Here is an 11,519-nt window from a genome sequence, read left to right on the forward strand (position 1 = left end):
ACTGATTCTATGATTATTACGACGGGAGATCATTCGGCTCCCGGAGCCGTGGAGCGTGCCCGCAAGCTGTCGGACATGTCGGGAGCAAGGTACGCGCCGCGAAGCCGAACGTCCCTGCCGCGGCTGGCCGAACGCTATGGCGATGGGGACGTTCTCGTTATTTTGGAGCGCGGCGCCAGGTTGTTCCGCGAAGGCAGAGAAGAGCTGACCTTTCATCCGAGCATGGCTTTTGTCCGGGCTAAACGGCTGCTGAAGGGCGAGAGCGACACGATGCTGGAAGCCGCCCAAGTTAGACCGGGCGATACCATCATTGATTGTACGGCAGGACTGGGCTCCGATTCTATGGTGTTCGCGCTTGGGACCGGGCCGGAAGGCTCAGTGCTTGCCCTTGAAGATTCGCTTCCGCTGTGGGCGCTGCTCCATGAGGGGCTGGCGAACTATGTGTCTAGACTAAGCCCTTTTGACGAGGCCTTAAGACGTATTCAAACCAGGCACGCGAACCATCTTGAGGCGCTGCGATCGATGGCGGACAAGAGCGCGGATGTGGTCTATTTTGACCCGATGTTTCGCGATCCGATTATGGAATCCTCCTCGATTTCCCCGCTTAGAGCGTTTGCCAACAACAGCAGCCTGGATGAAGAGGCCGTGAAGGAGGCCTGCCGGGTAGCCCGCAAAACCGTCGTGCTCAAAGAGAAGAAGGGAAGCGGAGAATTCGAAAGACTCGGTTTTTCGGCGGCCGGCCGCGCTCATACCAAAATTGCCTACGGAGTGATTTCGCTTGACGACAAATAAGAAACCGAAACTGCTGGTGCTTGTGGGGCCGACGGCGGTCGGGAAAACGAAGCTGAGCATCGAGATCGCCAAACGATTCTCCTGCGAAATTATTTCCGGAGACTCCATGCAGGTGTACCGGGGAATGGATATCGGAACGGCTAAAATCCAGCAGGAAGAAACGGATGGTGTTCCGCATCATCTGATCGACGTTTTGAATCCGGACGAGCCATTTTCCGTCGCCTTGTTTCAGGAATGGTGCCAAAAGCTGATTCCCGGGATACAGGGCCGGGGCCATCTGCCTTTTATCGTCGGCGGAACCGGCCTCTACATCGAATCCGTCTGCTACGAATTCCAATTCACGGAAGCGGGGGCCGATGAAGAGTATCGCGCTTTGCAGCAGGCGTTTGCGGAGGAACACGGACCCGAGGCGCTGCATGCCCGGCTTGCGGCAGTGGACCCGAAATCGGCGTCCCGGTTGCATCCGAATGACGTGCGCAGGGTCGTGCGCGCACTGGAGATTCACCACGTGACTGGAGAGACGTTATCCGTGCAATTGGAGCGGCAAAAACGCGAGTCCCCCTACGATTTGTGCCTGATTGGTTTGACAATGGACCGTCAAATGCTATATAACCGTATTGAACAGCGCATTGACGAAATGCTGCGGCTTGGCCTGGTCGATGAAGTCAAACGGCTTCTGGAAAGGGGTTACAACCGAAGCATGATTTCGCTGCAGGGGTTGGGATACAAGGAAATCGCCGAGCATCTTGAGGATGGCATACCGCTAGCGGAAGCCGTCGACAAGCTGAAACGGGACACCCGCCGGTTTGCCAAAAGACAGCTTTCCTGGTTCAGACACATGAAGGATATATCTTGGATCGATGTGGGGAGCGGCGAAAATTTTTCCGGGAATTTGGCGGCGGCCCATGCTATAATAGCAGGAAAGTTTCCCACTGATCTTGAATATAATTCAAAACACTAATTGATTCCTATTGGGGGTACGACTAATGAACAAAACCATTAATATCCAAGATACATTTTTGAACCAATTACGCAAAGAGAGCATCCCTGTGACCGTCTTTTTAACGAATGGTTTTCAGATCAGAGGAACCATCAAGGCATTTGACAACTTTACCATCGTCATCGACAGCGACGGACGGCAGCAAATGGTGTACAAGCACGCCATTTCTACGTATCAGCCGCAGCGGAATGTATCTCTGATGCAGGAATCCCAAAACGAAGCTTAAGCGAGAGTTGAAACTTTTTCAATTTCAATACGTTAAAGGTATAGGACCCGAACAGAGCAACCCTGCGAAGAGGTTGTTCTTTTCTTTCCGAGCCCTATAGATCAGATCCATGTTCGAGAAAGCGGGATACCAAATTCAAGCTCTTATGATCCGTCTTATGCGATACTGCGGAGATGACTTTATCGAACATCCTTAAGGCTGGTTATGAAGGGAGTCAGAGAAACTATGTCTAACAAGAGTCCTTCCAGACTGCAAAGAAACCGGAAAACGGACAAAAAAGAAGCGAGCCCGAAAGCCCACAAAAAGAAAAAGCTGACGGCGAGAAAAGTAATGTGGACCTCATTCTTTACCGTGGCCTTTGCCGTTTTTTGTGCGATCGCCGGGTACATGTACATCACGGTGAGCGGCGAAAAGATTTTGATGGAGAACAAGGATAAGCTGTTCGTTTATGAAACATCCAAAGTTTACGACCGCACCGGAAAGCTGATGGGGGAATTGTCCGTCAACCGCAGCGAGCCGGTGGAATCCGACCAGATTCCGGATCTCGTGAAAAAAGCGTTCATCGCGACCGAAGACCGGCGTTTCGAAGAGCATAACGGGGTCGATTTGTGGTCGATCGGACGCGCCGCCGTTAAGGATATCATGGCCCGCTCTCTCGTGGAGGGCGGCAGTACGATCACGCAGCAGCTCGCCAAGAACATGTTCCTTGATTTCGACAAAACGTTCTTCCGCAAAGCGACCGAAGTGTCGATCGCCATGGCGCTGGAGCGGCACAATACCAAGGACGAAATCATCACTTTATATCTTAACCGGATTTTCTTCGGACAGAAATCCTACGGCGTCAAAGCCGCTTCCCAGCGCTATTTCGGCGTTAGCGATCTGAACAAGCTGAAGCTGTGGCAAATCGCCACATTGGCGGCAATCCCCAAAGGACCGTCCAAGTATAATCCGATCTCCGATCCGGAAGCGTCCAAAGACCGCCGCGGCGTCGTACTCGACCTGATGTACGGCGAGGGGTATATCACCGCAGCGGAACGGGACGAGGCGAAGGCGGTCAATTACGACTATACGCCTCCAAGCTCAAATGACACTTATCTTGCATTCAAAGATTATGTCGTCAAAGAAGCCGAAGAGAAGTTTGGCCTGACCGAGGACCAATTGAACCGGGGCGGATACAAGATTTACACGACGATGGATTCCCAGGCGCAAAAGGCTTTGGAAAAGGCATTTGCCAATGACGACTATTTTGAAAAAAGCAAAGACGACCAGGAAGAACAGGCTTCAATGGTCATCATGAATCAGCAAAACGGCAGCCTTATCGCCCTGCTCGGCGGACGCGACTATGAACGTAAAGGCTTCAGCCGCGTGACCAGCCGCAGACAGCCTGGTTCATCTTTCAAGCCGATCGTCTCCTATGCGCCAGCGCTGGAGTCGGGGCAGTTTACGCCGGATTCGCAGATCAGCAACGAGAAGCAGTGCTTCGGCGATTACTGTCCAACGAACCTGCACGGGTATTCGAAAACGATCAATATGACGGAAGCACTGACGAAGTCGGAAAACATCCCGGCGGTTTGGCTGCTGAATCAGGTTGGAGTCGGCACCGGCTTGAAATATGCCAAAGAAATGGGCGTCCAGCTGGATCCGGAAGACCGCAATCTCGCGATTGCCTTGGGCGGCCTGACGCACGGGACGGACACGCTGGAAATGGCGGGCGCATATAGCGTCTTTGCGAACGGTGGCAATTACAATCCGCCGTATTCCATCAAATCCATCGTGGACCATGACGGCGTAGAGAAATATAAATACAATCCGCCGAAACCGAAAAGAGTAATCAGCGAACAAACCGCCTATTCAATGACAACAATGCTGCAAAACGTCGTCAACGACGGGACGGGAAAACGCGCCAAAATCGATCGTCCGTTAGCGGGTAAAACGGGTACGACGCAGCACGGCATCAAGGGGCTGAAAAGCAGCAAAAACCGTGACGCCTGGTTCGTCGGCTACACGCCGGAATGGACGGCCGCGGTCTGGATGGGATACGATAACCCGGATAAGGATCATCTGCTGAACGGCAGCAGCGGCAACGCCGCCGCATTGTTCGCGGCGGTCATGAAAGATGCGCTCAAGGGCGTTCCCGTGAAGGACTTCACGGTTCCTGGCAATGTGCAGCCGCCGCCTCCTCCAGAGGACGAAGTGAAGGTGGATGCGCCGACCGGTTTAAGCGCGACCTACAAGGCCGATACCGGTACGGTATCGCTTAGCTGGCAGGGAGCGGGCGGCCAAGATTCCGTATACCGGATTTACCGGAGAGAGGCCACCGAAAGCAAATTTACGCATTATATGGATTCCGTGACGACGGAGGCTGAGGATATCAGCGTAAGTCCGGGAACCGGATATGCGTACTACGTTACACTTTACGATCCTGTGAACGACGTTGAGAGCGATCAGTCCAATACGGCCCAAGTGCTTATCGAAGCCGTGGAACCGCCGCCGGATCAAAATCAGCCGGATCCGAACGATAACGGCCAGGTTGATCCGAACAACCCGGGCGGTGATCAGGGTAACGGAGGAACGGGCAATGAAGGAACTCCGCCAGTCGGCAGTACCCCTGGAGATAATGGACCGGGGAATGGTGGAGGCGGCAACGGAAACGGTAACGGTAACGGCAATGGGATTGGAAACGGAAACGGCAATGGAAACGGAAATCCCGGCGGTAATGGCGGAACCGGTGGTAACCCTCCGGGGGATACCGGAACACAAACTCCACCGGCCGGGGGCACGGATAATCCTGCCGGAGGGACCGCCGATCCGGGAGGCACAACCGAAAATCCGGCCAATGTTACAGGGTAATCTTTGGCCTCAATAAGCTTTGTGAAGCACCGATTTCTCAGTGGAGGGACCGGTGTTTTCTTTTGCCCGGAGAAAGTCTCCCGAATTTGACTTTTGTGACTCTCTTTCAAATATGGTAAGCTGATATTACATTGTGTTGAAAGGGTTTATATACCATGAAGCGAAAATTCGGAGATCGGGCGAATTGGCGCCGCGTGACCCAGCGTCAGTTCAAGTCCAAATTTGTGGAAAGCGATACTTTTACGGGTTACGTTACGTTTTACAACATTCAAGCTCTGCGTGATCCGCTCTGGAAGACGTATGGCGGGCATACGTTCCGGATTGCCGACAAAGGGTACACTTGGCTGCAATATTACCCCAAAGGGGCGCATTTCGTCGTGACGGCGATGTTCAACGAACAGGGAGATATTGTGGAATGGTACATCGATGTATGCAAAACGCAAGGCGTCACCGATCAGGGAGTCCCCTGGTTTGACGATTTGTATCTCGACATCGTCGTTTTAAAGAACGGAGAGGTCTTTTTGCTGGATGAAGACGAACTCGACGAAGCTCTCGGTAAAGGAATTATTACGGCCAAGGATTACGATATGGCTACGGAAACGGCGCGGGAAGTGCTTCATGCCATTAATGAACATGATTTCCCTTATTTCGCGATGTCCATGGAGCATTTCCGTGACGGGTTCATGAAGCCCTAACCTTGCCGCCCTGGAGGATGGAGAAATGATTCGTTCCCAAAAAACGTTTAGTCTTGCCGGGCCGAAACGAAGAAAAAAGCTGCCGCGGGTACTCGTTGGGGTGCTTATTTTGATCGTCCTTGGGATTTTATGGTCGCTGTACGTGCTCGCCCGGATCGGAAGCATTGACCGAAATCCGGCGGCAACCGGAGATCTGGCCGAACCGGCGGATGTCGGAATTGTGCTGGGGGCGGCCATGTGGGGGGAAGCGCCCAGCCCGGGGCTGGAGGAACGCCTGCAGCTGGCTCTGAAAGATTACGAGGCCGGAAAGTTCCGCTTGTTTTTGCTGACCGGAGGATTGGACACGCGAAACTCCAAATTTACGGAAGTGGAAGGGATGGCCAATTATCTTGAGGCGCACGGCATTTCGCGGGACAAAATGCTGCTCGAGAACAAAGCTACCAGCACCTATGAAAACTTAAAATTCAGCCGGGACATGATGGAGGAACAAGACCTGACCACTTCCCTGATTATTACCCATACGTTTCACGGCAATCGCGCTCTGGAAATCGCCAGGAATTTGCATTACGAGAATCCGAAGCTTTCACTTACGGAAACTCATGTGTTGAAGCCGGTGCCGAATACGGGGAGAGAAATTCTGGCTTATACGAAATGGAAAATGGACGAAATCGCTTTGGCTTTAGGCTGGGAATAGAAAACTTCTAATAACGGGCTGGGAGAGAGAATACATTTTAAAGTGTGCGTTCAACCCTTGCGGCAGTTACGGCATCGCAGCTGATGCTTCTACCAAGTTTGTGCATTTTGCAATGGTAGCTTTGTTGAACGGTTCTCAAGTTAATTCAGCTCCCGTAGAGAGGTGATCACCCGATGTCAGGGCGTGTCATGGCCAAAAGCGGCTCTCCCGAAGAGAGACCATCCCGGCAGATCAACGTCATTTTGCGCAGTCCCGAGGCTCCGGTTGTTTCCCAAAGCACTCCCGACGCCGAGGCGTTGTCTTCCGCCAAAAATTTGCCGCAGCAGGGACTGTTTGCGGAAATTCAAAAGGAATTGGATCATCTGGTCGGACTCGGCCATATCAAAGATTTAGTGTATGAAATATACGCGCTGCTTCAGATCGCCTCCATGCGTTCCGAAGCGGGGCTGCTTTCGGGAGCCCAGGTGTACCATATGGTATTCAAGGGCAATCCGGGTACGGGGAAAACGACAGTCGCGCGAATCGTCGCCAAACTGTTTCAAAAAATGGGCGTGCTGAGCAAAGGCCATTTGATCGAGGTGGAACGCGCGGATCTGGTGGGAGAATACATCGGGCATACGGCGCAGAAAACCAGGGATTTGGTAAAAAAGGCTCTGGGCGGCATTTTGTTCATTGACGAAGCGTACAGCTTGGCCAGGGGCGGGGAGAAGGACTTCGGCAAGGAAGCGATCGACACGCTGGTCAAAGCGATGGAAGATCAAAAAAATCAGTTCATCCTCATCCTGGCGGGGTATTCGGATGAAATGGACTATTTTTTGTCGACCAATCCTGGTTTGCCTTCCAGATTTCCGATCAAGATGGACTTTCCGGATTATACTATCGATCAATTGATTCAAATCGCCGAAGGCATGGTGAAGGAACGCGATTATATTCTGATGCCGCAGGCGATCCTAAAATTTAAGCAGGATTTGCTGCGGGAGAAATGCGAAAGCGAGCAGGTGTTCAGCAACGCCAGGTACGTTCGCAATGTCATTGAACGCTCCATTCGCCATCAAGCGGTGAGATTGCTTAGCCAGTACGGTGGCGGCGGCTCGCCGGGAAAGCTCGAACTGATGACGATCCGGACCGAGGATTTGAAGCTGGATGTTAAATCCTAAGGTTTATGTCTGTAAAAATGATTTTATTTAAGTTGAACCAAGATTAAATACGCATAACGGCAGCCGTGTGAAATGTTCTGCAAGTTGCTTTCTCATTGGTTCAACTTGTATAGTTTGCGCGTGACTAAGTCATCTCGGACCCCGGTTGACGAAGTTAAGGCTTCGCCGCCCGGGGATCCGTTGCTTTGAGCCAAGTCAATTATCATCGGCACAGCTCAGTTGAACATTCAGTATTCCCCTTTTACGGTGAAGAAGAATGAACGGAACAGCAACCTGTCGCAAACGTAACAGTAAAAGGGAGAGGTATGGAAACTATGGCGAACTTTTCGGAAGAAATCATGACTTGGCTGGAGGAGGCCGAATGTCAGGTTGAGGGTAAGTTTAAGGAAATTGATCGGATTGTCGATCGTAATCAATGGAAGGTCATCGAGGCGTTTCAGCGCCATCAGGTCAGCGACTTTCATTTTGCCGGATCGACGGGATACGCATATAACGATCGGGGGCGCGAAGTGCTTGATCTTGTTTATGCCGATGTGTTCGGGGCTGAAGCCGCGCTGGTTCGTCCGCATTTCGCTTCAGGGACGCATACGATTGCGACGGCGCTGTTTGGCGTGCTTCGCCCCGGGGACGAGCTCCTCTATATTACGGGCCGTCCATATGATACACTACATAAGGTGATAGGTAATTCCGGAGACGGCAGCGGATCCCTGCGGGATTTTGGCATCGGTTACGATGAAGCCGCGCTGCTCGAAGACGGATCGGTCGACTGGGAGGTGGTTGCTGCCAAAATCAATGCCCGAACCAAAGTGATCGGCATTCAGCGGTCACGCGGATATGACTGGCGAGATTCTTTTACTGTAGAGCAAATCGGCGAAATGGTGCGGAAAGTGAAAGCGCTGAAGCCGGATGCCATCGTGTTTATCGACAACTGCTACGGAGAATTTACCGAGAAGCAAGAACCGACGGAAGTAGGCGCCGACTTGATGGCGGGTTCCCTGATCAAAAATCCGGGCGGCGGCCTTGCGGAAACGGGCGGGTACATATGCGGCCGAAAGGAACTCGTTGAACTTGCCGCCTATCGCTTGACCGCGCCGGGAATCGGCGGCGAGGTAGGAGCGATGCTGGGAACGACGCGCGGCATCTATCAAGGTCTGTTTCTCGCGCCAACCATTGTTGGACAAGCTGTCAGAGGCAGCATTCTGGCAGCGGCCTTGTTCGAGCGTGCTGGATTTCAAAGCCGGCCAAGCTGGCAGGCGAAACGGACCGACCTGATCCAGGCGATTCGCTTCAGCGGGCCCGAGCAGTTGATCGCCTTCGTGCAGGGAATTCAGCGCGCAGCAGCGGTGGACGGCCATGTCGTGCCGGAGCCATGGGATATGCCGGGATATGAGCATCCCGTCATTATGGCGGCGGGAACCTTCATTCAAGGAGGCAGCCTGGAGTTGTCGGCGGATGCGCCGATTCGCGAGCCATACATCGCTTACATGCAGGGAGGATTGACTTATTCCCATGTTAAATTCGGTCTTTTGACAGCGCTGCAAACGATGAAAGATCGTAACTTATTGTGAGTTTTTCTGACATATCTATTGACGTGTTAGGATAGTTGACATAAAATAAGGTCATGATACTCTAACTGGAAGGTTGATAGCGATGAGCGATGAAATTCGCAGAAATATGGCCTTATTCCCGATTGGCATTGTGATGAAGCTTACTGATTTGACTGCCCGGCAGATTCGTTACTACGAACAACATCAATTGATCGTGCCTGCCCGTACATCGGGCAATCAGCGCCTGTTTTCGTTTAACGACGTAGAACGTTTGCTCGAAATCAAAGGTCTGATCGATAAAGGTGTCAACATTGCGGGCATCAAGCAGGTCATGAATCCGATGTCCAGAGAGTCTCAGGATGCTACGGTGATTACGAAGGATACGGAAGAGAAACGGAAGGAAATGTCGGATTCCCAGCTCTATCGGATTTTGAAGCAGCAGCTCGTTTCCGGATCCAAACCGGGCCAAGTGTCTCTAATACAGGGTGAATTATCCCGCTTTTTCAAAATAAAATAATTGATTGGGAGGATCCATTGTGCCTAATACCAAAGAAGATATTCTACGCATCGCAAAAGAAGAAAACGTTCGCTTTATCCGTTTGCAGTTTACCGATCTGCTCGGTACGATCAAAAATGTGGAGATTCCGGTAAGCCAACTGGAAAAAGCGCTCGACAACAAAATGATGTTCGATGGCTCTTCCATTGAAGGATATGTACGCATTGAGGAATCCGATATGTATTTGTTCCCGGACTTGGATACTTGGGTCATCTTCCCTTGGGTAGCCGAGGACCGCGTTGCCCGTTTGATCTGCGACGTATATATGCCGGACGGAACTCCGTTTGCCGGAGACCCTCGCGGTATTCTGAAACGTGTTCTGAAAGAAGCCGAAGAGCTGGGCTACACTTCGATGAATGTGGGCCCGGAACCGGAATTTTTCCTGTTCAAAACCGATGACAAAGGCAACCCAACCACCGAGCTTAACGACCAGGGCGGATATTTTGACCTGGCACCGACGGATCTTGGCGAGAATTGCCGCCGCGAAATCGTATTGACGCTGGAAGAAATGGGCTTTGAAATCGAAGCATCCCACCACGAAGTGGCGCCGGGACAGCATGAGATCGATTTTAAATACGCCAATGCGATCAAAGCCGCCGATCAAATTCAAACCTTTAAACTGGTTGTAAAAACGGTTGCCCGTCAACACGGCCTGCATGCGACGTTCATGCCGAAACCGCTGTTCGGCGTAAACGGCTCCGGCATGCACTGCCATCAATCGCTGTTTAAAGGCGAAACGAACGCGTTTTATGATGAAAACGACTTGCTGGGCCTCAGTCAAGAAGCCCGCTATTATATGGCCGGGATCCTGAAGCATGCCCGCGCGTTTGCCGCCATTACGAACCCTACGGTCAACTCTTACAAACGTTTGGTTCCCGGTTATGAAGCGCCTTGCTATGTAGCCTGGTCCTCCAGCAACCGCAGCCCGATGATTCGTATCCCGGCTTCCCGCGGCCTGAGCACTCGTATCGAAGTGCGCAATCCAGATCCTGCGGCGAATCCGTATCTGGCGCTGGCCGTCATGCTGAAAGCCGGCCTCGACGGCATTAAGAAAGAGCTGCCGCTCGTTGAGCCGGTTGACCGCAACATTTACGTGATGTCCGAAGAAGAGCGCGTTGAAGAGGGAATTCCTAGCTTGCCTTCCGATCTGAAAGAAGCGCTTGGCGAACTGCTGCGCAGCGATATCATCATTGATGCGCTCGGCGAACATGCCTTGACTCATTTCTTCGAACTGAAGGAAATCGAATGGGACATCTTCCGCACCCAAGTGCATCAATGGGAACGCGATCAGTACATGTCGTTGTATTAATAGACAGACCCTTGAGGCCGTGAGGCTTCAAGGGTTTATTTATTTAATGGCTTCAGCCAGTTGATCACGCGAAGCGCGGGAAACAGGAAACCGCCCGCTATGCGGGGAGCAATCGAGGCTTATTGCAAAAAAACTGATGCAGACGTTCTATATGGGAGTATTCAAGCAAATGCGTATAATGAAAGGAAGAAAAGGGGCGTGGTCGACCGACCGCCGTCATGCAGCGAAACACCGCGGGGAGGCGAGTACCTTGTCAACTCCAATAGACTCTTCATGCTACTTTTCAACGAACGGAACCACACTAACTGGAAATTCTCCTGTTATTTAGCCCCTTATTGAATCTGGACGAACACGAACTGGAAATCCTCCAGCTAAATCATCGATTTAGGACGTAAACTTCCTCATTTGCCGAAATTAGTTAAGATGAACGAAAGGCAGCCCCTGTTCGCACACCGTAGGTTAAAAATGGAAGTGATAGACCACCATTTCAGAGCTACATGCGAAAGGAGCTGTTACTATGAAGAATACCATAAAATATGTAGGATTGGATGTATCCAAAGAAAAAATTGCAGTGACGATCGCAGACGAGGGCCGGGAGCCGGCGCGATACTATGGAGCCATTGCCCACACGGCGGATGCCGTAGGTCGACTGATTCGGAAGCTAAAAGGCCCGGGAGTGACGCTGGACGTCTG

The 11,519-nt window shown here is 52.0% G+C and carries 10 protein-coding genes; all 10 read left to right on the forward strand.

What is annotated here, in order from left to right:
* Positions 1-9: 9 nt before the first annotated feature.
* The 10 genes from ACI48K_RS13400 to glnA all read left to right on the forward strand — a co-directional run bounded on the left by ACI48K_RS13400 (position 10) and on the right by glnA (position 10,826).
* Entirely contained in the window at positions 10-792 is a 783-nt protein-coding gene (locus tag ACI48K_RS13400; protein ID WP_475028089.1) for a class I SAM-dependent methyltransferase, read from the forward strand.
* Positions 779-1,753 (forward strand): tRNA (adenosine(37)-N6)-dimethylallyltransferase MiaA, encoded by a 975-nt coding sequence (miaA, locus tag ACI48K_RS13405; RefSeq protein WP_475028090.1) that lies wholly within the window; start codon positions 779-781, stop codon positions 1,751-1,753. Before ACI48K_RS13400 ends, miaA begins: the two co-directional genes overlap by 14 nt.
* A 25-nt stretch (positions 1,754-1,778) precedes the next feature.
* Entirely contained in the window at positions 1,779-2,018 is a 240-nt protein-coding gene (hfq, locus tag ACI48K_RS13410; protein ID WP_475028091.1) for an RNA chaperone Hfq, read from the forward strand.
* Between the two features lie 225 nt (positions 2,019-2,243).
* Positions 2,244-4,868, forward strand: coding sequence for a transglycosylase domain-containing protein (locus ACI48K_RS13415; protein ID WP_475028092.1), 2,625 nt, complete (start codon positions 2,244-2,246; stop codon positions 4,866-4,868).
* A gap of 155 nt (positions 4,869-5,023) precedes the next feature.
* Positions 5,024-5,563, forward strand: a complete 540-nt coding sequence (locus tag ACI48K_RS13420; RefSeq protein WP_475028093.1) for a ribonuclease FAU-1 family protein — start codon at positions 5,024-5,026, stop codon at positions 5,561-5,563.
* Positions 5,564-5,588: 25 nt separating this feature from the next.
* Positions 5,589-6,257 carry a YdcF family protein gene (locus ACI48K_RS13425; protein ID WP_475028094.1) on the forward strand — a complete coding sequence of 223 codons (669 nt, stop codon included), beginning with the start codon at positions 5,589-5,591 and terminating at the stop codon, positions 6,255-6,257.
* A 173-nt stretch (positions 6,258-6,430) separates the two neighbouring features.
* The gene (locus ACI48K_RS13430) at positions 6,431-7,414 is read left to right on the forward strand and encodes an AAA family ATPase (RefSeq protein WP_475028095.1); all 984 of its coding nucleotides are present in this window, start codon (positions 6,431-6,433) and stop codon (positions 7,412-7,414) included.
* A 314-nt stretch (positions 7,415-7,728) separates the two neighbouring features.
* Positions 7,729-8,982, forward strand: coding sequence for a methionine gamma-lyase family protein (locus tag ACI48K_RS13435; RefSeq protein WP_475028096.1), 1,254 nt, complete (start codon positions 7,729-7,731; stop codon positions 8,980-8,982).
* Positions 8,983-9,064: 82 nt separating this feature from the next.
* Positions 9,065-9,478, forward strand: a complete 414-nt coding sequence (locus ACI48K_RS13440; protein ID WP_475028097.1) for a MerR family transcriptional regulator — start codon at positions 9,065-9,067, stop codon at positions 9,476-9,478.
* 19 nt (positions 9,479-9,497) lie between these two features.
* Positions 9,498-10,826 carry a type I glutamate--ammonia ligase gene (glnA, locus tag ACI48K_RS13445; protein ID WP_475028098.1) on the forward strand — a complete coding sequence of 443 codons (1,329 nt, stop codon included), beginning with the start codon at positions 9,498-9,500 and terminating at the stop codon, positions 10,824-10,826.
* Positions 10,827-11,519: the final 693 nt, after the last annotated feature.

This window comes from Paenibacillus terrisolis, assembly GCF_056171975.1.

Bases quoted from the DNA above. Each gene is read 5' to 3' on its own strand.
- ACI48K_RS13425 (WP_475028094.1), top strand. From the start codon at position 5,589: ATGATTCGTTCCCAAAAAACGTTTAGTCTTGCCGGGCCGAAACGAAGA.
- hfq (WP_475028091.1), top strand. From the start codon at position 1,779: ATGAACAAAACCATTAATATCCAAGATACATTTTTGAACCAATTACGC.
- ACI48K_RS13420 (WP_475028093.1), top strand. From the start codon at position 5,024: ATGAAGCGAAAATTCGGAGATCGGGCGAATTGGCGCCGCGTGACCCAG.
- ACI48K_RS13440 (WP_475028097.1), top strand. From the start codon at position 9,065: ATGAGCGATGAAATTCGCAGAAATATGGCCTTATTCCCGATTGGCATT.
- ACI48K_RS13430 (WP_475028095.1), top strand. From the start codon at position 6,431: ATGTCAGGGCGTGTCATGGCCAAAAGCGGCTCTCCCGAAGAGAGACCA.
- ACI48K_RS13400 (WP_475028089.1), top strand. From the start codon at position 10: ATGATTATTACGACGGGAGATCATTCGGCTCCCGGAGCCGTGGAGCGT.
- ACI48K_RS13415 (WP_475028092.1), top strand. From the start codon at position 2,244: ATGTCTAACAAGAGTCCTTCCAGACTGCAAAGAAACCGGAAAACGGAC.
- ACI48K_RS13435 (WP_475028096.1), top strand. From the start codon at position 7,729: ATGGCGAACTTTTCGGAAGAAATCATGACTTGGCTGGAGGAGGCCGAA.